The following is a 26,191-nucleotide window of genomic DNA, read 5'->3' on the forward strand; positions in this document are numbered from 1 at the left end:
TGTTTCTTTTATATATAAACTAACTATAGTATAAATCTTTTTTCTCTTCTCTATTCTATAATTAAGCAAATGGCTAATAATAAAATTAAGGACAAATATCATATACCTTTTATGATTGAGAAGTTTAAAGACTATATCAATAAAAAACAGTCTAAATATCCAACTTTTGAAGAACTTTATTTACAAAATAGCTGGGTAAAGCAAAGCGTACACAGAATATTAAAAGATGAGGCAGGAAAAGAAATAAACGAAAAAACACTCACATTTTGGTATATGAAGTTAAAAGAAAAGCAGAGAAAAGGAATATTAGAAAAATTATACACAAATAAATCAGTACAGGGGCTTATTTTTTTAGCAAAATACTGCCATGGCATAGGAATAGAAAAAGACGGCGAAGAGTCAGGTGGGGCAACTGAGCTTGATTATAAATTAGAGATTTTGAGGCATGATATAGAATTATTCTTTAAATTAGCTAGAAAAGAGAATATTGACCCTACAAAAAAGTTTGTACACCTTGAAGGCGGAAGAGCAGGCGGAAAAAGTGAACAGGTGGCAAGATATGTTATATTAAAGGCACTTGAAAGAAGAACGGCAGGCTCTTTGCTTTGCGGTCGTGAGATACAAAAATCTATTGATACATCGGTAAAACCGCTTCTTGAACGTATTATTAAACTATATCATCTTGAGAAATATTTTAATATTACAAAGCAAGAAATACTTTCAAAACATAATAATGTCAGAATTATTTTTATGGGATTAAAAGAGGCTTCTTCTGACGCTTCGGACACATTAAAATCTACAGACCTTTTATTTTTAGCTTGGGTTGAGGAAGCTCAAAGTATTTCAGAACTTTCACTTGAAAAATTGATACCGACTGCGGCAAGAGTTGAAGACTATCAAATAATATTTACTTACAACAGGCATAGACAAAATACTATAATTTATGATTATTTTTTTAATGAAAATGTGACCCGAGAGCGTCACATTTTGACACAGCATATAAATATAAACTATTATGACAATAAGTTTAATTCGCCAGAACTTATTTCATTAGCGGAACTTGACAAAGCAACAAATCTAAAAAAATGGAAATATATTTGGAACGGAGAACCGCAGACAGAGTTTGACGGAGCTTTATGGACCTATGAAGAGATAAAAGACTTAAATCTCAATTTAGCTTATGACAAAGACAATTATGTACGTAAAATAGTAGCAACCGACCCTGCCACAAGCTCAAAAGACTTCAATAACGAGTACGGAATTACAGTATTAGGACTAACTCACGAGGGATATGTTCATTTAATAGCTGATGTAAGCGGACATTATACTGCCTCAGAATATGCGAAAGTGCTTGTAAAGACTTATTTCAATTATGAATGTGAAGCAGTTGTTTATGAAGAAAATCAAGGCGGTGATCATGTAGCAAATACTATATTAAGTGAAAGTAAAAGTGTTCGTTTAATAGCAGTTAGAGCAACACAGAGTAAATATTTAAGAGCTTTACCTGTAGCAAATTTATGTTCTCAAGGAAAAGTGTATTTCTTAAAAAGTTTCCCTACTTTAGAAAATCAAATGCTTTTACTTACAATACAAGGCTATCAAGGAGAACAAGGAGAAAGCCCAGACAGGCTTGATAGTTTTGTATGGGGCGTTTATGAGCTATTAGGCTTGAAAGATGCTAATTCTATAGATGTTTACTTCAAAAGAGCTTGGTTTAAATGTATTGATGATATTGATACTGAATACAATATTACAAACAAAATTGCTTATTACAGCTACAAAGGAAGTAAAAGCGTATTTGTGTTATTTGATTATTTCTATACCAGAGACGGATTAAAACAATTACAGCATTTCTTAATTAAAGACATAAAAGTATATGACACTAACGATATAGCAGAGAAGACAAAAGATTATATAAATGATGTTAATTCAATAATAGCTTTTGACAATGAGAATATAGATTTCAGAAGTCTAAATACTAATAATATAGACAGAATAGAAATAGAGAAACTTAAACTAATAGATTATGCCGCTTATTCAATGCCTTATATACAAAACAAACTTATATATTTAGCCAAAAATCAGGAACTTGAAAGGACTATTATAGATAATGTATGTCAATATATCCCTGAGGAAGTCAAAGAGAATATCGTTTTGGAAACATTACTTGAACTTATTTATTATGAAAATGAAGGTGAGGCATTAAAAAATTAATACTAAAAAATAATAAAAAGGAGGAAGTGAGCCGAAGCCAAATAATGACGAAGTCAGTATTTAATCATAGGCGTAGGCGAACATAACAATAATATGAGCTTCTTTAAAGACGGTAAAAATACAATATTATCATACGATGAATGTAAAGATATTTATAGAACTGCCACACTCGGCAAAAGAATAGTCGAAGGACTTGTAAACTTTGCTATGAGTGCGGAGCGAGAAATAGATATACAGAAAGCACCGCCTGAGGCAGTAGAAAAGTTCAAAGAGACAGCGGAAGTAATGAAACAGCAAGACGCTATAAAAAAAACTATATACAATGCCCGTATTTACGGAACAGGGGCTTTATATGTGGCGATGTATAATGAAGAGGAAGAAAAGGACGACTTTACTACAAAACCTACTTTTGAAGACGCTCATAAATATAAAATGAAGTTTACAGTGTTGGACCCGCTTAATATAAGCGGTTCGAGGGTGGATTTAGACCCTTTATCTTTTCATTTTCTGGAAGTAATTGATGTAAAAGTAAGTTCTAAATCAATACCTAGAAAAAGAGTTTGTGTTTCTCACGCTTTAGAGCCTCTTTATTTAGACAGTAGAACTTCATTAATTCCGTTTTCTCCTCCTTCTGTATTTTATAATATGGTTAAATTATTAGAGCAGTATGATGACGCAATAAAGTCTATAGGTGATTTACTTTATAAAGCAGGGGCAATTATTTATAAATATCCTGAAAAAGCTAAATTAAATGGAGTAATAATAGACGCAATAACTGCCGCAAAACAGATTTTAAGGCAAAAAAGAAGCGGAGAAGTTATTGCTATATCTTCTAACAGCAGTATAGAAGATTTCCCTATTTCTAATTTAAGCGGACTTATAGAAAGCATTAATAAACTTGAAGATGACATAACAAAAGCATTGAATGATACGCCTGCCTCAATACTATTCGATAAAAGTCTTTCAAACGGATTTAGCGAGGGAGACAAAGACAAAGAAACTGAAATATCAATAATAGAAAGTTTTAGAGAAAACAAACTCACTCCTCTATACAATCTTACTGATTATTATGTTATGCTCAAGGCTTGGGACAGTGCTTTTATAGATGATATGCGTTATAAATACAGCGAATATCAGGATAAAACAGACAGCGAAATATTTAGAAGCTGGGCGGATAATTTCACATATCAATACGGCAACTTATTTCCAGAGCCTGAAAGTATTACTCAAGACAATAATGCTAAAAAACTTGATAATTTACTTAAAGCTCAGCAATTAGGAGCTAATATAGCGGATATTCAAGAGGAGCTAAACGAAAGCGAAATATTTAAGAATGAAATGGAATTAGACTCTCCGCCTCAAGGAATGGACGGAATGGGAGGGACAGAATATGATGAGGAAATGTTTGATTATACAAAAAATGACAGTAGTATAAAAGCAGATTCTGACGCTTACAGCGGGCAGTCGCCTGATTTTAAGGAAGAAGAACACCCAAGAGATGAAAATGGACAGTTCAAAAAAGGAAGCGGAGAAAACGATAAACAGGAAGACAAAGAAGAAACTAATAACGAAGATTCAAGCGAAGAAGATAAACAAAAAGAAGAAAAAGAAATACAGGACAAAATTAAACAGCTTGAAAAAATAGACTGGAATAAAGATAATACATTGCCTAACTTTCCAAAATCTTTTTTGAAAAAACAAGGTTTAGAAGATAAGCCTATATTATTAAAAAAGAATATAATTGAAAAAAATAAGGCAAGCCACCCTGATATTACGGAAGAAGAAGCTAAAAGAATAATAGGAAATGCTTTATATAAGCCAGAATTAATATTAAAGGCAAATGCTGAAAAGACAGCCTATCATAATTTTATATCAAGAACAGATGATAAACATAGCGATTTAGTATTGTTAGAATTATCAGATAAAAAAGAAAACTATGAAATAGTAAATTATCATGTAATAATAAATAAAGATAGAAATAGAAAAGAAGAATTACATCAAAATATATTAAATAAAAAAAGCTAAAATGGAAGGACGCCCGTTCCCTTCATCGCAGTACTTGAAAATCAAGCAAGCGGCAGTCGAGGGCGGCAAATTTTCTGCCATTCATTCCAGCTCTATATATTTAGTTTAACAAAGTTTTATGATAAGTCAATACCAAAATAAAAAATATTAAACAGCGATAAACTAACTATAGTATAAATCTTTTTTCATTAATTGATTTTATACTGTAGTTATGCTTAGCTTATTTGATACAGCAAAAAGAATATTAAAGTCATTTTTCGATGATAATTTATTCAGCATTGATAATATTTTGTCAAGTACAAAAATTGAGGCACTTGTCAGAGCAATAGATAAAGGCATAAAAAAAGATTATGACAAAGTATTAAAAAGTGTGAATAAAGAAGTGCGTTCTAAATTAAAAAATGAATATAATAAATTTATAAAAAAAGGCGTTTTCAGAACTGCCCCATCACTTCAAAAATATAAAATTGAAGATTTAAAGCCTGATTTCAAAAAAGAGCTAGAAAGCAGGATAAATGTTTCATTATCATATATAACAACTCAAGACAAAAACACAATAGAAGAAATAAAAAACAGATTAATGAACTTTGTTTCAATTCCGCACCCTAATAAAAACTTAAAAGAATTAGAGTATGACTTTTGGAATGATGTACTGCCTGAGAAGGCTAAAAAAAATTATAAAACTAACAAATGGCAGAATATGATAATTAGAGACCAACAGCATAAGCTCGTTTCTAATATGACATACATTACAGCAACTAAAAATAATGCGATAGGCTTCATTTGGAAAAATAGAAAAGACATTAGAGTAGTAGGCAATCCGTCTGGGCTTTATCCTAAAGGCGATAAAATGCATAATAATCATTGGCAAAGAGAAGGTAAGCTATATTTGTTTAGAAACAGTGAGGCACTTAAAAAAGGACTTATTAAAAAAACTAAAGATGTTCATTATGCTGATGAAATTGAGGACGGACTTCCGGGCATTCCTATAAACTGCCGATGTACTATGCGTTTAATTTACAGACTTTATGAAATACCTGCTGAATATAAAAATATAATTACTAAGAAAGGACTTGAATATAGTTAAATAGCAATAAAAGTATAAGTGAGAACGAGCCGCCTCGATACTTCAGTGTCGAGGGAGTCATTAGGCGAGTTCGAACATAGCAATAAAAGGATTTCTTAATGGCTGGAGAAAAAACTAAACTTTTAAATAAGGCTTCAAAAGAGTTTACATCAAAAACCGTTCCTTGCGTGTGTTATAGTGCCTCAAAAATCAATTTAGAAAATGGATTTTGCTATATTTTGATAGATAAAACTAAAAGTACAATTATTCAAAACATAGCGATACATTCAAATAAAAACAGAGAAATGGCTTTGTCTGGGCAAATGGACATAGGAGAATATATTATACAAACTCCTGTTTCATTGAGCGATACTTTCAAAGAAACTCCTGAGCTTTTTATTTTAAGCTATGACAATAATTTTTTTATGGTTCATTCTCTCATAGCTTATAACCAAGAAGCAAATCATTATGATTACAGAGCTGAAATACTACAAAATAAAAATAAAGGTTTTGTTGTTTATGATATTACAGAAATAAGCAGTAATTTATTAAATAATTCAATACCGCTTTGGATTTACAATAAAGACAGATTAAATATCCCTATTTATCCGTCATATTTAAGCCCTCTTAATTTAGAAACAGCATATTTGAGTGTAGAAGTAGTTGATACTAAAGGACTTTCAATGTCCCGATACAAAAAAGAAAATGAAAATAATTATGTGGGGCAATGGAAACAGGACACTATAAGACTTCATTTAATAAATGCTACTACTGAGGCACAGCAGGAATTAGCATACAACATACAAACATTAGCACAGAATTATAATAATAACGTTTTTGGAGTAAATGATTTTATTAATTTTAAAAGCGTTTCAGATGACAGACAAAAAGGCTTTGGAATAGTAAGCAATAAAGCTATAAGCGATTTTAAGATAAATTATTATCAAGAAACAGTAACAAGCAATATTGTAATAGAATTAATAAAAACAATTATCGTTCAAGTTAATGAACAAAAAATAACTTTATTTAATGCGGAGGAAATAAACCCGCAATAAATATTTATTATAAAAAAATATAAAGGAGGAAAGCGAGTACGAGCCTCAAAGTAAGTTCACTTGCTTTGAGTTTATAGGCGAGTACGAGCATAACAACAATGAGCAGACCTAATCCATTACAACCTGTAATAGTTAATGTCAAAGTGTTAGGTGTGAATACTCCTGCGGACTATACTAGAGTTTTTGGTGTAGTAAGCTATGGAGATACTAATTTAGAGGCTAATACTTTAAAGACAATAAGTAAAAGTGAAATAGCAGATTTAGAATTAAAAGAAGGTTCATATACTGAAAGTTTCTTGAACTCTTTTTTTACTAATAATGCTATGGGACAAATTAATGTTTTGGAAACAAGAACAGTTCCAAACATTAAGCAATACGCTGTAGGTGATTATTATGTGAGCACAAGCCAAGCATATAAATGCTTACAGGCAGATACAGCAACAAGCGAAACTAATTTAGCACCAAGCAAATTAGCAGAGGGTACTTATTGGGAAGAAACATCGGATCCTAAAAGTTATGAAATAGACAGTTTATATGTAAATGCTCAAGGCGAAACATATAAATGTATTCAAGCAGACACAGCATTAAGTGCCACAGACTTGACACCTACTAATTTAAGCAGTACAAGTTATTGGACCAACATAACAAGCGAAATAGTTTCTGAAGCAGTTCAAGTTTTAAGTGATTTTGTGGCAAGCGGAGAATTAAGAGTGTATGAATGGGCTTGTCCTACTGCTTTTTATACTAATACTGATTTTATCGCTTTGGTAAAATCTTATTCAAGCGTTACAGCAGGGCAATATTTTAGTATAGAACTTCCTGAAGGCACTGACCCAAGCACAGATGAAACATTTGCTTTATATTTAGCAAGTAAAAGTTTTGCTCCTATCTATCCTTCCGCAGTTGAAGGAGAAAGTGCGAACGGTGCTATAATGGCTGTAAAATCAGGAAGTCTTTATGATTTAAGTGTGAGTAATCCTCTTTCACTGCTTCAATGGAAAACTATTTATGGTATAACTCCTCAAGACAGATTATCTAATTCTTTAGTAAATGCTTTAAATGAAAACGGCTGTAGCTGGATAGGTTCGCTTAATAATAATACTGTTATTTTAGGCGGAATGGTAGCAGACGGCAAAGATTGGGAATATTATTTTGCTTTAGATACTTTCATTTTTAGGCTTACAGTAGATGTTGTCTCAATGATGATACAGGCTTCAAATAATCCGCTTCAAGCTATAAAGTTTAATCAAAACGGAATTAATATAATAAAAAATAAATTAGTTGCTATAAGCAATACGATGGTTACTTTCGGAGTATTAGATAATTTCGGCTCCGATTATGACACTAATACAAATGCTATATTAAACAGCGGAGAATGGGCGGCAGTTGATTTTGCTACGTATAAAGCTAATCAATATCAAGACTGGAAAGACGGAATATATGACGGTGCTTCTTGTTATGCTACTATAGGGCATTTCATATTACAAGTAGTACCAAACATTACAGTAGAATAAATAAAGGAGGTTATAAATGGCACAATTACCTAGTTATTTAGAAAGATTTATAAATAAAGCGGTTACTTCTTTGATTTTTCCTGATGACGCAGACTTAAACCTTACTGCTTTCGATATGGGAGAAGACGCTGCTTCTATGAGTATAGATGAAGAAACAGTAAAACAATTAAAAGTCAATTTCGGGACCGTTGGGGCAGTTGAAATGGCTGTTCCTGCTACAATCAATGTTTCTATTAATAAAGTTGTAACTCCTGCGGAAACTTGGAGAAATAGAATATTCACAAACGGGCTTGTTCAAGGTACAAACAGAACATGCGTATTTACTGATGATGTAGGAAGAGAATATACTTTATTCGCCTGCGTTTTATCAATGGGTGAAGTTTCTGCTAATGCCTCAAGCCCTGTTTATACTTTTACAGTTAAAGGTACTTTAGCAGTGAATACAGAACTCTACGGAGTTTTAATAGGATAAAAAATAAAAAAGGAGGAAGCGATTGCAAGCCTCAAAGTAAGTTCACTTGCTTTGAGTTTATAGGCGAGCATGAGCATAACAATAATATGAATGCTAAAATAGACTACAATACAGCAAATATAGTATTCCCTATCAATACTACAAATGGTGAAATAAATGTTTTTCTTCCGCCTGTAAATAGAGAGGAAATAAAATCTAATGCTTTAGTGCTTGGGAGATTTGCGGAATATACGGATAAAATAAATAGTCTAGTTCTTCTCACTGACTATGATATTTATATTGATGAGATAATAGAATATCAAGCAGAAAATAAATATAATATTAATGACCCTAAATACAAAAAATATATAGATGACAGTAAATTAAAAATTACTGCTATGCTTGAACGCTCTATTGCCGCAGGTTATTATTTTGAAAATAACGAAATAAAGCCTTTAAATACTTTAGACAATGAGGCAAAAGAAATTATAAAAGGGTCTTTGCTTTTTTTTATAGTAACTCTTCGCTATGCGAAACCAAGAATGACTATAGAAGCGTGGGAAGAAAGGATAAAACAGGTCGGCATAACTTTTACATTATTGAATGCTACGGAGTGGAAGAATACTTTTATGACACAATCACAAACGCAAGAGACTTCCGAGGCATAGGGCTTCATATTTATAGAAATGGAAATATTGAAAGGTTGCCTACAGAAAACAGTATTGCTGATTTTCTTTTTAGGTTTCCTTTCAATTATTTCAAAGAATATATTGATATGTATTTCAGTAATGAAGTAAAAAAACAATTAAAAAAAGATAATGTTAATAATTATAATAGTTTAATTCATTATTTAAGAAAAAGTTTTTAATAAGCTAAAGGAATATTAAAAAAATGCTGATACAAACTTTACTCGGCTCTGCCTCAAGTATAAACAATACTGGATTTAATTTTCAATCTATAGCAGCGAAATATAATAAGTTTGCGGTTATTTTACCAGATACGGCAAATATTTTAAGTGGATATGTTACTCAAAATGATTTGCCTCTCCCTCTCGTTGGGTTTGAAGTTACCTACAATGGAGATGTTCCTTTTTTGGTTAATGAATATTCTGAATATCCTTATTTGAACAAGCAATTATTAATAGACGGAGCTGTGAGGCAGAATGCCGATTTTTCTGTAATACTTTATAATTTAATCACTTCAGCTAATCCGTGGACAGTTCAAATGATAACTAATCAAATATTCGTTGACGCCTTGGAATATTATGTACAGAAGGGAGGCACTTTTAATATACTCACTCCTTGGGGAGATATTAAATATGCTGTTTTAGTTGGTTTGTACGGAATAGAAAACGAGGCTGGACAAAAAGGCGTTTCATTTAGGCTTGATTTAAAGACGCTAACTCCTGTTTATAAAAGCGAGGCAGACAAGCTCGTAAGTACATTAAGCAAATATATTACTGGAGTTATTATATGACGCTTCTACAATCTTTTTCTTTCACTGTAAATACGGAAGGGACTTTCGCAGAGCAATATCCTGATTTGAGAACTGGATTTTATTCACAGCAGATAAGTATAGATGGTACTTCATACACTTTCAAAATATTTCCGAACTTTTATATGGAAAATGTGGAAGTTTCTATACTTAATGAGGCAGGGGAGGCTATTATAAGTAATGTTCCTTTCGTGCTTGCTGAAAATGTCAATTATTTAATCGGAGATATAGCTTTTAATAACTATAAATTAATATTTAATTTCAAAAAGAATCAATTTGAGCTCTATTCTTTGGATTAAACTAACTATAGTATAAAGAAATATATAGATTATATTGTATAGTTTAAGTAACTCATATAATCCTTAAAATTAATTAACAGCTAGTATCTTTTTTGTTGTTTTTAAGATACTAGCTTATTTTTTTATGTTTTTTAATTTAAACTAACTATAGTATAAATCTTTTTCAAGAAGTTGAATGTATAATTAAATTAGTGAATAAAACTTCTTATTTGTTTTCGCTAATTAATAGTGTGTACATCGCACTCTTTACATACATACTAAATAATTTAATTAGAAAAGGAGGAGCCAAAAACTGTTCATATTATCCTACTGTTGTGTCGCGATGACAGTAAGGAATTATCAAAACCGATAACTAGAACTTAGCTTTAGTCTTTGTTTAGTTTAATTTGATTTAAATTGTGAATAATTTTAAAAAAAAGAGTTGACTGATTACGCCGTGCTGTCTATTGTGCTGTGAAGGCAGTACGGCAATTTAATTTATGGAAGATTTTAATATTGATAATAAAATATTTAAAGATATAGATGATTTAACTGTAAGGATAGTTATAAGCATATCCTCATTAAATAAAGAATTATCTTCTAATGATATTGATAGGATAGCAAAATGGCTAATTATCAAATTAATAGCTTTAAAGTTTATGGAAGATAAAAAAATGCTCATCACTGGATTAAGAGATATTAAAAGATTTGATGATATAAATAAATTATTTAATAATGCTTATCAATATACAGGCTCTAGTATTTTTAATAAAGATAATGAAATAGATTTTGAAATACATTCTGATATTATAAAAGTTATTACAAATAAATTATATGAATATGATTTTAAGTATTTTCCGTATGATTTTTTAGGCACTGTTTATGAACTATTTTTAAGCAAAAGTTTTGAAAATATAACAAAAAGGAATATAGACTATGAAAAGTTTAACACAAACAACACTATTGAAAACTAAAATCTGGAACGAATTAAAAATAATGCTTCCGTACAATGAGCTTACTTTCAGTGTAGCCTGTAAGGATAAATTACAGTCTATAACTTTACAAATGAGAGGCGAAGAGCTTAAAATAATGAAAGGAAAAGCACTGTTTTCTAAAAATAAATTAAATGAAGTAAAACTCTGCCTCATAGACATTTATAAAGAGTTTGAAGAGGAAATACAGGAGTTATTTACTTGGAGGGCATAGATGAGAGCTTATAAAATAGAACTAACATCAAAAAACGGCGTGAGTGTAGGCGGAAGCAAACAGCCTAACTACCAACCGCCAACAACTTTGGTATTACAGCAAAACTTAGGCAATATGGGCGACAATATACATATAGAGTTTGAGTGCGTTTCATATTGTGATACAAGCAATAAAAATATATATGACATGGCAGTATTAAGTTTATATAATGTAAATAGATATTGGCATAATGAAAACTCCGCAGGAAAATTGGCAGGAGCTAGAATTGTAATTTATGCTGGAGTAAAAGCAACACCTATACATTATCATCAAGGATTGGTTGATCCAAAAAATACCTGCTATGCTTTAAATGACAGTCAAATAACAACAACGCCAATTTATGACGGTTATGTGGCAAACAGCTATGCCAATATGGACGGAGCAAGTACAGTTCTTGTTTTAAACTTAATCCCTGTAAGAGAATTAACAGAAGACGAAAAAGCCTCTGTTAATCAATTAAATATATATCAAGGTACAGAATGGAGAAATGATGTAAAAAAATTCATAGATAATTATTTAATATTAACAAGAGCAAAACAAGAAGGCATTTCTGCGGAAATTGGTATTCACACGGAAGGCAGTATTGAATTAGCAGAAACTAATATTCATTCAAATAATATTGAAGGCATATTTGAAACAAAAAGAAAAGGGGCGGTATGTTTAGCTGATTATGTAAAAAAAGCATTTAATGAAGTTATAAAAAAACAAGGGAGCACAATATATATAGGAGAACCTGCAATAAATAAAATAGATATAATTAGCGATAAAGATTTACTCGGACAGCCTCAATTAATTAATCCTAACACTATAACTCTTACAGTGCCCCTTACTTCTAAGTTTAGAATACTCCAAACAATACAGCTTAAATTAGAAAGTTTTATAGGCTACGGGCAGGCATTTATAACAGAGGGAGACCCTGCTGGTTTTGGAATTACTGCCGACCGAGTATCGAAAATGTATGAGGGAACATATCAAATAACTACTATTAGATATGTTCTACAAAGCAGGAATACTGATATAAATGCTTTTTGTACAATTTTAGAAGCTGTGAAAATTAAAGATATTAAGGCTTTAAACTCAGGTAAAAATCTTTTATCTTAAATTAATTTAAAACTTTTTCGCATACTTCAAAATAAAACCTAGTCATCATTAATAAATCATCGATAAATTGAGAGGCATTTTTCTCTATTTCTCCATTAATAAAATGCTTCTCTGTTTCTTTTATTTGTATACTAGATTGATCTCTATATTCTAAGTCTTCATAAAAAGAATGCATACCGCTAAAGTTTTCTGCTCTTATAAGAACAGCATTTACTTTTTTTGTAGATAAATCTTCTAATTCTGCCTCAGAAACATCAGGCATACCAGAAAAATACATCATATTATTAATTTTTTCATTTAAACTTATAATCATACCAAAAGAAAAAGAACCATATATATTATTATTTTCTCTAATATCTAAAAAACATCCTTTTGTTAAATCTTCTTCTGTTACAGGTGTTTGTGTTCTTATGATAATAAAAAAATGAGGTGCTGGAACTTCAAGCGTTTCTTTTTCTTGTAAAATTACAAATTTATAAGTATCTCTATTTAATTCATAATGTATTTTATTATTGTCTTTAATATTGTTTACGCCTTCTGGTATTTTATATCCATAGCAAATAACAGCAAAATAAAAAATACTAAATAAAAAGATTATTTTTTTCATAACTTTATTCCTCATAAGTTTTATTAATTTTTAGTAAATTATTTTTATAAGCTATAATCATAAAATATAATTTAAACATATCTTCTAATTTATCAAACATAAAAACAACATTTTTACCTTTTATCTTAGTTATCTCTACTATATTAGGAATGTTTATATTATCTTTATTACATACGGCATCTATAATATCTTTCAATTCTATTTTTTTTACTTCTGTATTAGAAACTAAAAAAATTCTTTTATTTGTCAAATAAAAGTTTCCTTGAGTTATCAATTCTAATTTATCATTTCCTTTAATTTTTCTGTATTCATACCATTGTGAATATGTTTTTAAAAAACATTTTTCATCTTTTGTTAAAGAATTATCTATTTCCGTATTAATTGCCTCTATATATTTACACTCTTCCATAACTTTATTATATATTTCATTTCTAACATAGAGCTTATTATATTTCATATCAAAATCATCATCTTTCATTTTTATAAATAGAAAAAACTCTATCAAAGAAATAATTTGAGGAATAAATGTCCAACAAAATAAAATATATAATATTCCTTTTTTGTACATTCCTAAATAGAACTTATGTAATCCAAATGGAAGGCAGGTAGCGGATAGAACTGCTAATATAGTAGCTCTATCTTTAGACTTCTTTTTTATATTGTTATTCATATATAAGCCTTAAAAATATTATAGATATACTAATATTCTAAACTCTTTTAAAAAAATGTCTATATATACAGTTTATATATTTTTACTACTTTTTAAACCTTTTATAAGCGGTCTTTTGGATTTTTTTATGCGAAAGTGTGAAGTATATATTGTGTTTGTTGCTTTTTAGACATTTTTATATAATTTGTCTATTTTTGTATTGTATTTTAGTAATATATATTATATATTTGTTACAGGGAGATTAATAATTCCCAAAAAATAATTTTTACGAGGGTGTTATGGTAACTAAAGATGAAATAGAAAATGAAGTTTCACAGAATTATCAATTCTTTTTACGAGAAAAAGAAAATAATCACATTCCTTATGACTGCCTTAATAAAGTGGCATTATTAAGAAAACAGCAAATAATAGATTATTTTGATTCAATAGATGACGCTTTAAAATATGCTAGAAAAGTTTATGAAGATGGTTTATATTCTGTACAGAAAGTGAATGATATTGTTATCAATTTAGGATATATAGGGAGCGTGTTAAATGCCTAAATTGACACTTCCTATTGTAAATAATCAAGCTATCTGTGAAGCATTTATATACGATAATATAAGTCATCAGCGAATCACTTCTAATGAGAATAAAGTACGTGTATTATTTGATACAGGAGCTACTAATAGTGCTGTTACTTCTAAAGTCATTAAACAATTAAATATACAGCCTATATCAAAAAGAGCTATGCTTTCTCCTTTAGGAACTAGCGAAGTTAATATTTATAAAGTTAATATTTTTCTGCCTTTCCCTCAAAATATAGCTCTTTCTCAAGAACTATTTGTTTCTGAAATAGCAGATAATCCTACTTTTGATGTAATAATAGGTATGGATATTATTCAGCGTGGTTGTTTAATTATATCTGATAAAGCATTTATTTTCAGTATTTGATAATAAACACTATTTCTTAATAAAAAACATAAGCCGACATCGTTTTTACGGTTTCGGCTTTTTTATTCCCTAAACATCGATAAACTAACTATAGTATAAATCTTTTTTTACGCTTTGTTTTTATAATAAAAATAAAGGTAATAAAAAGATGTTTGAACAAAAAATAGACACATATCAAAGTATAAATAATAATATTGCTAATCAAATAAACAACGCATTAAAAAGCCTTCCAAAATCTGAGCCTTGTAAGGTTGAGGAAGTGAAAGGCAATAAAGTAAAAGTTGCCAGAATGCTTGAAAATGACAATGTTATAGGTTATGCCGATAATGTGCCTATAATACGCCCTATCTATTTTACCTACCCTATCAAACAAGGCGATGTTGGGCTTTTAATAGCCTCAAATTATCCTTGCGGAAGTTATATAAAAGATAATAATACACCGCCAAAAAATATGCCTGAAAATGCCAATGGTTCGGGTTATTTGTTTCTGCCTTTAGCTCCTGACAATTTAGATTTTATTCAAGATACAGAGGGTAAGGCTTTTGAAATATATTCACTGGACGGTAAAACTTCAATAATCATTGATGATGATAAAATACAAATAAAAGATAATGCCTCAGGCGATGATGAGGGCGATAACAATAATATTTTGATAGATGAAAACGGAATAAATATATTAGACACAAATAAAAATAATATTGTTATGAGTTCGGACGGAATAAGCATTACAGATGTAAACGAGAATAAAATAACTCTTTCAAGCAGTGGGGCAACAGTAGAAGATAAAAACGGAAATGTAATTGAAATGGGAAGTACAAGCGTAAAAATAAATAATAATTTAGAGGTGCTTCAGTGAAATACATAGCAGTTCAAGGCTGTACGCTTACAACAGACAATGCTACAGCTCAGGCTACTATAATAGACAGTCCATCTGTAAAAGTAAAAGCAGGCGGAAATGGAGTATATAAAACGCCTCTTAAAGTACAGGTTGCGGGAGCTACTCAAGGTAATTTTGCTCAGACTGCCCCAAGTGTTGGAAATATTGAAAGCACTGCACAAAAAGTAAAGGCGGATAATGTGCTTGTAATTTTGGAAGGGGATAAAACAAATACTCCTGTTCAATGCCCTGCTACAGACCCAAGCACTGGGGCAACAACTACAATTATGGTAACAGTTACAGTACAGCAGGCAGGACAGACTAAAGTTTTAGGAGCATAAAGGAGGAGTGAGCCGAAGCCATCTGACAAACTTGTTTGGCAGATACTTTTAGGCGACCGAGTAGGCACCCTTTGGGTGGGCGAACATAACAATAAAGGAGGAAAGCGAATGCGAGCCTGCGAATAAGTTTACTTGTTCGCATATTTAAGGCGAGCAGGAGCATAGCAATAATGGGAGCATGGCTTTTAGATGTTAATGGGGCTTGGCATGAAGTAACAGGCGATATTGAAACTAGGATAATTGATTTTATTACTAGGCTTCAAACTATAAAAGGTGAACAGTCTTTTAATGCTGATAACGGACTTGATTTTTTAAATATTATAAACGGTTCCTCTTTGCTTGAAGTAGAAGTTGAGAATATAGCAAGAGATTTTAATAATTATTTTGATGTAACGATTGGAAAATCGGAAGAAGATAAAAAAGCAAGAGTAATGAAAATAGACATAAATATGAAGCTAAAAAATAGCAGTAATAATGAAACACTTAATTATACTGCTATTATAGGAGTATAGCAATAAAAGGAGGAAAGCGAATGCGAGCCTGCGAATAAGTTTACTTGTTCGCATATTTAAGGCGAGCAGGAGCATAGCAATAATGATAATAGGCAATACTGGAGTAATTAAAGATAACCCTACAGACATTAGAGATGATATTCTTAATCAAGCTATAGACAACGTAGAGGGCTTTACTAATCTCCCAAGCGGAATACAGAATAATCTTTTAGATGAAAGTGTTATTGTTATCTCTGAAATACAAGATATGCTCTCTAATGTTATGAACAGCGTATCGCCTCTTTATGCTAATGACTTTATGATTTTAGAGCTTGGCGAAGCATTTGGTCTAAAAATTAAAGATAAAGCACTTCCAAATACAACTATAACTTTCTACGGACTTGCTGGAGTGGTTATTCCAGAAGGTTTAGAAATAAGCAATGAGGATAGTTCTAAAAAGTTTATTACTACAAAAAGCGATATTATAAATGCTTCAGGACAGGTAAGTATTTACTGTGAGGGGGCTGATTATTATGATACGCCTACACCTGCGAATACTCTTACAGTTATGCTCAATCAAGTATTAAATGTTACTAGCTGTACTAATTTAAATGATGCAGTAGAAACTACACCCGCCGAAACTATTTCGGAGTTTAGAATTCGTTTTCAAAATAGAGCTTTAGCAAATAGAAGCGGAACTGTAGCAACATTAAATGATGAATTAAAAAAGGTGGAAGGTACAGTTGATAGGCTTTGTACTTATCAGGCTTCGCAGATTGTAGAAGAAGGAGTAAGTAAAGCAGTTTTAGAAGTTATTGTTGGCGGAGGTGATGATTATCAAGTTGCTTTAGCTATATTTAATAGCGTACTTTATCCTGATATTTTTGTTTCTAATCCTTCAAATGATGAAACAAACAGAACAGTAAATATAAATGTTACTTTTAATGAAGTTGATTTTCCTATCACTTATACAAGACCTAAAATTAATCAATTAAGCATAAATATTTCGCTTACAGTTCAAAGCGGATTTATTAATATACCGAGCGAGGCTTTTACTTTACTGCTTCGTACTTATTTTTTAAATTATATTAATAATTTAAAAATAGGATATAGCCCTACTGGTTATGCTTTCGATGATTTAATTTATCAATGTTTTAAAGATAATTTTTACAATATAAGCATTATAACTGGAATAAATTATACGCTCACTGTCAATGATGAGCCTGCTTCTTTGAATGCTCAAAGACAATTACAGACTGAGTTTGATGAGGCATACACATTATTAAATCTACAATGTAATCTCACAGGAGCTAGCGTATGATAAAAGAATTAAGTAAAATAAAGGTTTGGCAGCAATATAAACGCTCTGACGCTATAGTGAATTATTTTGCTTTTTTAAGAGATTATATTCAAGAAAATTATAATGATTTATTTTTTAAATACAATAAAGACACAAAAGAAATAGAGCTTGGAGAATATGGAAAAGAGTTTTGTATTAATCAGGCTCAGACAGAATATTTACAGTATTATTTAGAAAGTGTTTACGGTATGAAAAGACCGCACTATTTAGTAGACAGAACATACTATGACAGCGGACTTAAATATGACAGTTTCTATAAATACGATGAAAATGGTACTGCCGAATTAGTGCCTATTCCTTTATTAAAAAAAATATTTACTTTTGTTTATAACTTAAAATACACTCACTGGTCCATACCCAATTTAGCAGGAATGCTTGCGGACTTTTGCGAAGTAAATATTACAGAAGTGAAAATTGAAATAGACAAAACTAGATTAAAATATTTTAAAGTTTATCTCCCGACAACTCAAAGTTCACAGGATTTTAGAATAATTTATAACACTTATAGAAATGTATTAAATATGCCTATCGGCTTTAATATGGAAATTAATTTAATTGATGAGGTGTAATTAATGGCAAACTTAAATAATAATATTATTAATACAAATATAGCAGGAAATACAAGCAATATACTTGTTCCAGACATTGCGGCAATAGCGAGCGGTATAGAGTTTAAATCAAATATAGACAGTAATGTTTTGAACGGGTATTATAATTTATTGTCCGAAGCTGTACAGTATTTACAGTTTACAGGGGGACTTTATGATGAAACTGCTGATTATGGCGAAGGAAATATTGCCTCATTAGTTATAAAAAACGGAACTGATTACAGTATTTGGCAGTTTAGAAGAAACGCAAATAATCCTCAAGTATCAAACAACAATCCTCCAATTACTGGGGCAAGCATAACTACTGTAAACGGAGTGGACGCTTACGAGGGCGGAACATTAAATACTGACTGGGACAAACTTACAGAAGATTATGCTATTGAGGCAACAGCAAATACAGTTATGGGAAGAGACAGCGAGGGGGCAAGCAATGTAAATATGCCTTCTTCAATCACAAATACTTCTATAGTAAATAATCAATATCTCACTCAAAAATTATCCTTAAAACAGGATAATTTGACAGCAGGTACGAATATAATTATTCAAGGAAATACTATAAGTACAAGCAGTAATGTAGCCACACAGACAGACCTTGCTACCAAACAGGACAAGCTCACAGCAGGCACTAATATCACTATAGAAAATAATGTAATAAGTGCTAGCGGAAACTTGGCTACAAAAGCCGAACTTGTTTCTTTTGATAATACCAACGCACAGTTACAGTTAGTTAGTTATGACTTTCCTAGATTTAGTGTAGAAATACCAACTTATAATTTAGTTTTATCAGACGGAACAAATGATTATAACGCTACTATTTCCAAGCAGGAAGACGGAAGCTATTTATTAAGCGGAGTATTAGATAACTTTAATATTACAAATGCTAATGAAGTAGATATTCAAATAAAAAGCATTAATGGTATAAGTGAAAGTGTGTTAACTTATGTTTTCCCCGCTATATTATCACAATTTTTTGAAATAGAGAATATTTCTGAATCATCTCTAACTTTATTTGATACTTTAGAAAACGAAGTTAATATACAAGATAAAAATAATTTCCAATTTGGGTTTTATTTTGAAGGCGGACCGAGTAGTACTCTTTATTTAAAAATAAAGAGTACAGAAGTTTTATCTATAGCAGGTTCAACTATTACATTAAATATAAAAAATAGAGTTTTAAGACCTACAGATATTAATATATTTTATATAGATACAACAACAGGTCAAACAATAAATCAAATACAATTAACTCAAACAAATTCTACTGTATCGTATCAAGGTACTTATAATGGATATACTGCGAGCTTGAACGCAATATATTTTTATTCTGATTTAGATATGAGTAATTATTTTAATTTAGTGGCTAATGAAACTAGTTTGAATAATACAACAGGTATAACTTCAAGCAGCGGCAAAGCGGTTAAGTTTGGGATATATTTATCCCCAAGTACAACTAATATATATAGTTTAATTTTAGCCTACCAAGATGGAAGTGAAATAAATCAACGAGATGTATTTACTTTCAATCTCACACCTGATAAAAACTCTACACTTGAACCAGTTTATAGAGGAGTTGATAATGTTCAGCAGGCTATAGAAGTCTTATCAGAAGAAGTTACTAATGTACAGAATGATATAGAAACAATAGTATTAAATAGAATAAAACCTATTGGTTCGGTTTACTATCAAATATCAGAAGTAAATGGCAGTTTTGATAATAATAAAAGCCCAGAAAAATTATTTGGCGGTACTTGGCAAATATTACACAATAACGAGGGCATATTCTTAAGAACAGAGGGAGGATATGCAAATGAAAATAGAATTAATGGAGTTCAGGGTGATGCTATTAGAAATATAACAGCTTATGCAGATTTACAATGTGGTGTATACTCCTATGGTGGTGCTTTTAAAACTTCAGGGGCATTAAGAGGTAGTAGTAATGATTATAACCCACGCCCTTCATTTCTTCATATGGATTTTAATGGTATTGTTCCTACAGGTTCAGAAAATAGACCTAAAAATAGGCTTATAAGAATATGGTTAAGAATAGCATAATAGGAGAAAAAATATGTATATAGTAATTTATAAAGATAATAAGATAAAAAATATAATTAGTAGTAATAAAGATACAGAACAAGTAATAAAAGATTTAAAACTTAAAAACTTTATTTTAGATGATGATAAATATAAAGTTTTTGAAAAAATACAAAATATGAGTGTTACTGATATTAGAGCTATCAAAGAAGATGGTTCTGTAATGAGTTTAGAAGAACAAATTGAAAATAAAATATTAGTTTTAGAAAAAGCTGAAGAAATAAGAAACGGTGGGATATATAAACTTAATAAAAATATACAAGAAGATTTTATTAGATTAGTAGAATTAGGACTTGAAGAACTAGATGATAAACAAAAGATAGTAACTAGTGATGATGGCAGAAAATATATAACACAAAAAAGCTATGAAGAATTATTCAAAGAAAATCTAATAACAACTGAAGAATATAATAATTATATTATTAGTCAAAGACAAAGTCAGTATATGTATAATTTAGATGGTGAAAGAGCAGAACTTGTAGAGAGTGTATTAAATAATTTAGCTAGTCAAGGACTGCTTACAGAAGAGCAAAAATCACAGCTTGAAAGTCTGCAAACTAAAAGGCAAGAAATAAAAACAGAATATCCAAAGGAAAATTAAAGGAGGTTTACATGCTTAATAGAGAACAAATAATAAAAATAGGCATTAATGAAAAATGGTTAGAGCCTTTGAACAATGCTTTTGAAAAATATGATATTACAGACACCGAAGGCGGACAGTCGTCTAAGAACGAAGTTTCTATGTTTTTAGCTCAGACTACTCATGAAAGCAATAATTATAAAAGGCTTGAAGAGAGTTTTAATTACAGACCTGAAAGGCTTTTTCAAGTGTTCAAAAAAAGAGTTGGAAGTTTGGATAAAGCTAAAGAGTTATGCTCTAAAGGTGCCAAAGCTATAGGAGACTTTGTTTATGGCGGACGTTTAGGTAATTCCAAAGATGAAGGATACAAATACAGAGGCAGAGGAATTATTCAGCTTACTGGAAAAAATAATTATAAATATTATGGGGAAAAATTAAATATTGATTTGGTAAATAGTCCCGACTTAGCAAAAGAACCTGATACTGCTATAGAAATAGCTTTGCTTTTTTGGAAGGAAAAAGGCTTAGGGTTATTAGCACGTAAAGGAGATGTTAAAGGAGTTACCAAACTTATTAATGGCGGTTACAACGGACTTGAAGATAGGCAGAATAGATTTGATAGAATATTAAAAATATTGGAGGAATAAATGGGAACTCAGGCGGTTATTGTATTTATAATTTGTTTTACCGTTTTAGTAATGTTTTTTGGGATTTTATTTATGATGCTTAAACATAAAGATAAAAATCTCAATGTGAAATCGAAAGGGGATTTAAAAAATCAATCTTTTGAGATAGATCTAGAATTTAATTCTAATAAAACTATTGAAGAATTAGAGAAAAAAGTTCAGGAAACAAAAAAAATAGTAGATATATCAAGCCCGAATGAAAGTGTAGAAAAATTAAATATAGACATTGTAAAAAATAATGATTTCAAAGAAACAATCAGCAGATTAACTAATTTAATTAATACATTAAAAAAAGAAGTGAAATATCAAAAAACTGTACTTATATGCGAGCTTATAGTGTGGAGTGTTCTTTTTGATATGATCTGCGATATTTCAATTCTTATTATTAGAAATCATCTAAATACGATTGGCAACATAGAATACAATAAATATATAGAAAAGTTTATAAATAATTTAAATACTCATATAAATAATGAATTTAAAAATAGTACATTATTAGAAAAATACAATATAGAAACTATTTTAGGAAATGATTATTTTATGTATAAAACAATGATTAAATATATTTTCAATATGATGAGAGATTATCATATTGATGTTGTCAATAAAACAAATAAACCTAAAGAAGAGTTATTAAAGAATGCTGCTTTAAACTTATCAGATAAAATATATTCAGCACTAGGACTGATGGATATATTTTATTCTGATTTAATGTCTGTAGAAATTGGAGTTGTTAGAGAAGAGATAAAAGGTTTAAAGATTTTTCTGGGTGGAAAGATGATTGAAACTTTACAGAAAAATAATGAATTAGACAAGGATAACGCTATCTATGAAAGATAAAAAAGATAATTTTATTGAAGATATGCTCAAATGTTCAAAAAGCGGACATTATTCTTCAATGCGTTTAATTAGTACAGTAGGGAGCTTGACTATTCTTTTTTGTATTGTTTGGCTTACTATCAAAGATACTCAAGCACTTTCTGAAACTATAATGTCATTCGGGATTATCCTTGGGTTTTTAGTAGGTGGCAAGACAATTCAAAGTAAGTTTGAAAATAAAGAAGAAAAAAAGGAATCAAATGACAATTAGAGAATGTATGCTTTTTATTTATAGTAAGCAAAAAAGTATTACTGATAAAGAAGAGTTAGATTTTTTAGACAGTGTTTTTACTTATTTAGTTGATTATTATGATCATTCAAAAGAAAGTAAAAAAGAAGTTATTACTCAGTCTGAAATAGATGCTGTAATTGAAGGACTTGATGAAGAAATTTTAAACAAAATTAAGGACATAAAAAATGATAAGAACTCTTGATGAAACTATAACTTTTTATAAGAAAAAATATGAGCTATTAAAAAACTATGATAATTTAAAAGCTGAAGAATATAGAGAATTGTATAATTGGCTTATAGATTATAAAAGATTAAAAGCTAAAGAAGAGTCAGAAGAAACTCAAAAAGAAATTAATACTATATTAGAAAAAAGAAATCAAAATCATAATCGTTGGGATATGATTAAAGAAACATCAAAAAAATTAGAAGATAATTCTATTGAAGATATAGAAAAAATAAAAGAATGTATATATAAAAATAGGTAGTATAAAAATGTCGGTAGCTATAACTTTTATATTAAACTTCATTAAAAATAAAGTGCTTGAGATTATTAAATCTAAATATTTTTTAGTGTTTGTGCTTTTTTCATTGATGGCTTTTATGGTATTTTTTATAATATTTCAATTAAAAAGCAAAGACATAAAAATAAAAGAACTTGAAGAAACACTCTACACTACAAAACTTGAATTGTCAAATATGGTCATTAAAAAAAACATTGCTTTTCAGTCTAATAGTCAATATATAAAAGAGATATACACAAACAGCAGTGAGGCAATAGAAAAACTTACTGAAGATAAAAAATATAATTCTAATGAGATTATGACATTAGATAAAATAATTAAAGACTACAATAACGCACGCTCTCCGCCAAGATAGTTAAAAATATTTTGGTAATATTAATTTATTATTAATTTTGGAGTGTGTATGAACAGGATTAGAGATGAAACAAAATTATTTAACTAAAAAGCAAATAACAAAAATTAAGAAAAAAGCTAGAAAATATAAAAAACTGTTTGACAAAATAACAAAAGTATTGAACGAGGAAACTAAATAATGCTTAAATTAATATTAATTAGTTATAAAAATCTTTATAGGTATATTCTCAAATATATTAAATTATTAAAAGAAGATACACCTCTTAATTTATTAGAAACTGTATTCTATTTTTTTAATATTATTGAGTTCATATTTTTTGTAATATTTCAAATATTTTATATACCTTTAAGATGTTTGATAACTAAAGAAAGAATCAAATATTTTTTGGAAATTGTAGAATGAAAAAAAATAAAGAAGTAAGTATTGATAAAAAAGTTTTAGCAACTGAAAAAACAATAACTAAAATATATAAAATATCTGACAAATTGGAATACTTATCAGATATTATAGAAAATTATTACAATACTGATATTTCTTTTTCTAATAAAGAATTAAAAGAAAAATATCATAAAGACTTAATATATATTAAACACAAAAGCAATAAGAAAATAAAAAGAACAGAAAGTAAATATTGGTCGTATAGGAAAAAAACAGATATACTAAAATATCAATTAAAAATGCGTTGTAGCCGTTGCGGTGTTAATTATGTTGATTTTATATGTTATGATTATGGTTTATGTAAAAGATGTCAAAATGAATTATTAGAGTTTATAGATGGATAAAATATTATTTTTATTTTTACTTATATTTTCTGTTAGCTGTACTACTGTTAAATATGTTACAGTTCCGCTTTCTCCTCCGCCTGAACCTTATATTGTGTCTGAAGGGCAGATTAAAACTCAAAAGGACTTATTCAAAGAGTATCAAAAAACTCTCATCAAGTTAAATGAGTGGGAGGCTTGGTATTCTATTCAGACTAATACTAATTAATAAATTGACAATCATAAAATAAAATATATACTATTTAATAGCTTAGTTAAACAATCGGCACTCTAAAAAAAGAGTGCCATTTTTTATATCATTGCTTTCAAATTAATAAAAAAGTTTATATTAATTTTCTTTTATTTTTCTTCCTCTAAACATTTTTAATATGTCATTAAAATGTACGCATTTAGGTTCTTCTTCTTTTATTTTAAATAAGTTATGATTTTCTAAAGCTATATTTAATCTTTTTTTATCAGCTTTAATATAATGATCTACTGTAGTTTGTACTTTTTTATGTCCAAGTAATAATGCTATATCCTGAACTTGTATATTATTATCATTATAAAGTTCAGTAGCTAACCCTCTTCTAAAACTATGAAGTGTAAAATCAATATTATATTTTTTTGAAAGTCTATTAGCTATATGACTTATACTTCCTATTGTACATTTTTTTCCTTGCTGAGTGATTAAAAGATTTTGTATATTTTTTTCTGCTCTTTTATTTCGCTCTATTAAATAATCTTTCAAATAATTTTTTACTATTTCAGCTAATAATACATAGCGAGGCTTTTTATTGCCTTTTGGATTAGCTATGTAAATTGTATTATTTTCAAAATCTATATCATCTAGTTTTATTCCAACAACTTCTTTCCTACGTATTCCAGTTGTTGCTAAAATTAAAAACATTAAAATATTTCTTTGATTAGCAAAACCTTTTTTCTTTTTCATAAGTTCTATTAATTCTATTGTTTTATTGCTGTCTATCGTAGAAGTATTTTGTATAACATATTCAGGTATTTTTACATTTAATATACTAGTATTTAAATCTGCTTCATAAACATCATTTAAAAAATCAAAATATTTATGAATTGCATTTTTTACATTTTTTGCTATATTTCTTCCTTTTTCGTTTATCGTTTTAGAATATATTTGAATGATGTGTCTTTTCTTTAATTCAGATATAGCTACATCACAATGTTTGAAAAAATATTTTTCTAAAGCATAGCAATAGTTATATGTTGTAACCTTGCTTATACTTAAATGACAGTAATTTATAAACTCTTCTTTTAATTCTTTGAACTCATACATTGCTTAGCTCCAAACGTTATTTCAGGATTAAGCTATAAGCTAGCAATGATAGACTCATTATCGTAGCTTTTGAAAAATCCTTTAATAATGTTTATAAATACAGTATATATTTATATTAAGTTAATGTCAACTTTATATACAATTTTTTTTAAATAAAAATAGGAATTTATTTTTTGTACACTTTTTTTTAATTTTATTTGATTTTTTACTTGATTATTTTTCTAATATGTACTATACTGATTATAGTTCAAGAGATTAAAAAATTTTTTTTTAAAAAAGGGAGATAAAATGAGCAATTCTTTATTATTTAATTATGCTAGTAACCGCCCTCATAATAGTATATCTCTTGAACAAGTATGCTCCCTTGTTGAGGGCGTTTCTTATATCTTCAATCAAATCTGCAAAAAGTGTACTAAATTAGAAAAAAATATATCATTATTTGTA

The 26,191-nt window shown here is 29.2% G+C and carries 32 protein-coding genes; 29 read left to right on the forward strand and 3 right to left on the reverse strand.

Annotated elements, in window-relative coordinates; all coding sequences use genetic code 11:
• Nucleotides 1-69 precede the first annotated feature (69 nt).
• From KQ44_RS11265 to KQ44_RS11320, 12 genes are all read left to right on the forward strand, one after another.
• Nucleotides 70-2,214, forward strand: a complete 2,145-nt coding sequence (locus KQ44_RS11265; RefSeq protein WP_096737482.1) for a phage terminase large subunit — start codon at nucleotides 70-72, stop codon at nucleotides 2,212-2,214.
• A gap of 93 nt (nucleotides 2,215-2,307) precedes the next feature.
• Complete coding sequence (locus KQ44_RS11270) at nucleotides 2,308-4,239, forward strand: phage portal protein (protein WP_096737483.1); 1,932 nt, start codon at nucleotides 2,308-2,310, stop codon at nucleotides 4,237-4,239.
• A 211-nt stretch (nucleotides 4,240-4,450) separates the two neighbouring features.
• Complete coding sequence (locus KQ44_RS11275; RefSeq protein ID WP_096737484.1) at nucleotides 4,451-5,326, forward strand: hypothetical protein; 876 nt, start codon at nucleotides 4,451-4,453, stop codon at nucleotides 5,324-5,326.
• A 98-nt stretch (nucleotides 5,327-5,424) separates the two neighbouring features.
• Nucleotides 5,425-6,360 (forward strand): hypothetical protein, encoded by a 936-nt coding sequence (locus tag KQ44_RS11280; protein WP_096737485.1) that lies wholly within the window; start codon nucleotides 5,425-5,427, stop codon nucleotides 6,358-6,360.
• Nucleotides 6,361-6,458: 98 nt separating this feature from the next.
• Entirely contained in the window at nucleotides 6,459-7,874 is a 1,416-nt protein-coding gene (locus KQ44_RS11285) for a hypothetical protein (RefSeq protein ID WP_096737486.1), read from the forward strand.
• A 16-nt stretch (nucleotides 7,875-7,890) separates the two neighbouring features.
• On the forward strand, nucleotides 7,891-8,346 hold the full coding sequence (locus KQ44_RS11290; protein ID WP_096737487.1) for a hypothetical protein: 456 nt from the start codon (nucleotides 7,891-7,893) through the stop codon (nucleotides 8,344-8,346).
• An 86-nt stretch (nucleotides 8,347-8,432) separates the two neighbouring features.
• Entirely contained in the window at nucleotides 8,433-8,993 is a 561-nt protein-coding gene (locus tag KQ44_RS11295) for a hypothetical protein (protein ID WP_096737488.1), read from the forward strand.
• Nucleotides 8,994-9,216: 223 nt separating this feature from the next.
• Complete coding sequence (locus tag KQ44_RS11300; RefSeq protein ID WP_096737489.1) at nucleotides 9,217-9,801, forward strand: hypothetical protein; 585 nt, start codon at nucleotides 9,217-9,219, stop codon at nucleotides 9,799-9,801.
• On the forward strand, nucleotides 9,798-10,118 hold the full coding sequence (locus KQ44_RS11305; RefSeq protein WP_096737490.1) for a hypothetical protein: 321 nt from the start codon (nucleotides 9,798-9,800) through the stop codon (nucleotides 10,116-10,118). The genes KQ44_RS11300 and KQ44_RS11305 overlap by 4 nt, the downstream gene beginning before the upstream one ends.
• 479 nt (nucleotides 10,119-10,597) lie before the next feature.
• On the forward strand, nucleotides 10,598-11,071 hold the full coding sequence (locus KQ44_RS11310; RefSeq protein ID WP_096737491.1) for a hypothetical protein: 474 nt from the start codon (nucleotides 10,598-10,600) through the stop codon (nucleotides 11,069-11,071).
• Nucleotides 11,034-11,303 carry a hypothetical protein gene (locus KQ44_RS11315; protein WP_096737492.1) on the forward strand — a complete coding sequence of 90 codons (270 nt, stop codon included), beginning with the start codon at nucleotides 11,034-11,036 and terminating at the stop codon, nucleotides 11,301-11,303. Before KQ44_RS11310 ends, KQ44_RS11315 begins: the two co-directional genes overlap by 38 nt.
• Nucleotides 11,304-12,443, forward strand: a complete 1,140-nt coding sequence (locus KQ44_RS11320; RefSeq protein ID WP_096737493.1) for a hypothetical protein — start codon at nucleotides 11,304-11,306, stop codon at nucleotides 12,441-12,443.
• 1 nt (nucleotide 12,444) lies between these two features.
• On the opposite strand, the gene KQ44_RS11325 is transcribed toward KQ44_RS11320, so the two are convergent.
• Together KQ44_RS11325 and KQ44_RS11330 are read right to left on the reverse strand one after the other, a co-directional pair.
• Nucleotides 12,445-13,050, reverse strand: a complete 606-nt coding sequence (locus KQ44_RS11325) for a hypothetical protein (RefSeq protein ID WP_096737494.1) — start codon at nucleotides 13,048-13,050, stop codon at nucleotides 12,445-12,447.
• A gap of 4 nt (nucleotides 13,051-13,054) precedes the next feature.
• Entirely contained in the window at nucleotides 13,055-13,720 is a 666-nt protein-coding gene (locus KQ44_RS11330) for a TM2 domain-containing protein (RefSeq protein ID WP_096737495.1), read from the reverse strand.
• 278 nt (nucleotides 13,721-13,998) lie between these two features.
• On the opposite strand from KQ44_RS11330, the gene KQ44_RS11335 reads away from it, so the two are divergent.
• The 17 genes from KQ44_RS11335 (at nucleotide 13,999) to KQ44_RS11420 (ending at nucleotide 24,664) form a co-directional block, all read left to right on the forward strand.
• Nucleotides 13,999-14,262 carry a hypothetical protein gene (locus tag KQ44_RS11335; RefSeq protein WP_096737496.1) on the forward strand — a complete coding sequence of 88 codons (264 nt, stop codon included), beginning with the start codon at nucleotides 13,999-14,001 and terminating at the stop codon, nucleotides 14,260-14,262.
• The gene (locus tag KQ44_RS11340; protein ID WP_096737497.1) at nucleotides 14,255-14,653 is read left to right on the forward strand and encodes a retropepsin-like aspartic protease; all 399 of its coding nucleotides are present in this window, start codon (nucleotides 14,255-14,257) and stop codon (nucleotides 14,651-14,653) included. Before KQ44_RS11335 ends, KQ44_RS11340 begins: the two co-directional genes overlap by 8 nt.
• A gap of 148 nt (nucleotides 14,654-14,801) precedes the next feature.
• Nucleotides 14,802-15,509, forward strand: a complete 708-nt coding sequence (locus KQ44_RS11345) for a hypothetical protein (protein WP_096737498.1) — start codon at nucleotides 14,802-14,804, stop codon at nucleotides 15,507-15,509.
• A complete protein-coding gene (locus tag KQ44_RS11350; RefSeq protein WP_096737499.1) occupies nucleotides 15,506-15,871 on the forward strand; it encodes a hypothetical protein in 366 nt (121 codons plus the stop codon). The genes KQ44_RS11345 and KQ44_RS11350 overlap by 4 nt, the downstream gene beginning before the upstream one ends.
• Before the next feature lie 170 nt (nucleotides 15,872-16,041).
• Entirely contained in the window at nucleotides 16,042-16,383 is a 342-nt protein-coding gene (locus tag KQ44_RS11355) for a hypothetical protein (protein ID WP_096737500.1), read from the forward strand.
• Between the two features lie 82 nt (nucleotides 16,384-16,465).
• Nucleotides 16,466-17,683 (forward strand): baseplate J/gp47 family protein, encoded by a 1,218-nt coding sequence (locus KQ44_RS11360; protein ID WP_096737501.1) that lies wholly within the window; start codon nucleotides 16,466-16,468, stop codon nucleotides 17,681-17,683.
• The gene (locus tag KQ44_RS11365) at nucleotides 17,680-18,291 is read left to right on the forward strand and encodes a hypothetical protein (protein ID WP_096737502.1); all 612 of its coding nucleotides are present in this window, start codon (nucleotides 17,680-17,682) and stop codon (nucleotides 18,289-18,291) included. The genes KQ44_RS11360 and KQ44_RS11365 overlap by 4 nt, the downstream gene beginning before the upstream one ends.
• A 3-nt stretch (nucleotides 18,292-18,294) precedes the next feature.
• Nucleotides 18,295-20,382 (forward strand): hypothetical protein, encoded by a 2,088-nt coding sequence (locus tag KQ44_RS11370; protein WP_096737503.1) that lies wholly within the window; start codon nucleotides 18,295-18,297, stop codon nucleotides 20,380-20,382.
• A gap of 13 nt (nucleotides 20,383-20,395) precedes the next feature.
• Nucleotides 20,396-21,022, forward strand: coding sequence for a phage tail protein (locus KQ44_RS11375; protein ID WP_096737504.1), 627 nt, complete (start codon nucleotides 20,396-20,398; stop codon nucleotides 21,020-21,022).
• Between the two features lie 11 nt (nucleotides 21,023-21,033).
• Nucleotides 21,034-21,648 carry a glycoside hydrolase family 19 protein gene (locus tag KQ44_RS11380; protein WP_096737505.1) on the forward strand — a complete coding sequence of 205 codons (615 nt, stop codon included), beginning with the start codon at nucleotides 21,034-21,036 and terminating at the stop codon, nucleotides 21,646-21,648.
• Between the two features lie 72 nt (nucleotides 21,649-21,720).
• Entirely contained in the window at nucleotides 21,721-22,527 is an 807-nt protein-coding gene (locus KQ44_RS11385; protein ID WP_143277863.1) for a hypothetical protein, read from the forward strand.
• Entirely contained in the window at nucleotides 22,517-22,777 is a 261-nt protein-coding gene (locus KQ44_RS11390; protein ID WP_096737507.1) for a hypothetical protein, read from the forward strand. Before KQ44_RS11385 ends, KQ44_RS11390 begins: the two co-directional genes overlap by 11 nt.
• Before the next feature lie 7 nt (nucleotides 22,778-22,784).
• Nucleotides 22,785-23,000, forward strand: coding sequence for a hypothetical protein (locus KQ44_RS11395; protein ID WP_143277864.1), 216 nt, complete (start codon nucleotides 22,785-22,787; stop codon nucleotides 22,998-23,000).
• The gene (locus KQ44_RS11400) at nucleotides 22,984-23,283 is read left to right on the forward strand and encodes a hypothetical protein (RefSeq protein ID WP_096737509.1); all 300 of its coding nucleotides are present in this window, start codon (nucleotides 22,984-22,986) and stop codon (nucleotides 23,281-23,283) included. Before KQ44_RS11395 ends, KQ44_RS11400 begins: the two co-directional genes overlap by 17 nt.
• A gap of 7 nt (nucleotides 23,284-23,290) precedes the next feature.
• Nucleotides 23,291-23,674, forward strand: a complete 384-nt coding sequence (locus tag KQ44_RS11405) for a hypothetical protein (protein ID WP_096737510.1) — start codon at nucleotides 23,291-23,293, stop codon at nucleotides 23,672-23,674.
• A 398-nt stretch (nucleotides 23,675-24,072) separates the two neighbouring features.
• Nucleotides 24,073-24,456, forward strand: coding sequence for a hypothetical protein (locus tag KQ44_RS11415; protein ID WP_096737512.1), 384 nt, complete (start codon nucleotides 24,073-24,075; stop codon nucleotides 24,454-24,456).
• Nucleotides 24,449-24,664, forward strand: a complete 216-nt coding sequence (locus KQ44_RS11420) for a hypothetical protein (protein WP_096737513.1) — start codon at nucleotides 24,449-24,451, stop codon at nucleotides 24,662-24,664. Before KQ44_RS11415 ends, KQ44_RS11420 begins: the two co-directional genes overlap by 8 nt.
• A gap of 120 nt (nucleotides 24,665-24,784) precedes the next feature.
• On the opposite strand, the gene KQ44_RS11425 is transcribed toward KQ44_RS11420, so the two are convergent.
• Entirely contained in the window at nucleotides 24,785-25,747 is a 963-nt protein-coding gene (locus tag KQ44_RS11425) for a site-specific integrase (RefSeq protein ID WP_096737514.1), read from the reverse strand.
• Nucleotides 25,748-26,191: the final 444 nt, after the last annotated feature.

The organism is Brachyspira sp. G79, assembly GCF_002379365.1.
GTDB lineage: Bacteria > Spirochaetota > Brachyspiria > Brachyspirales > Brachyspiraceae > Brachyspira.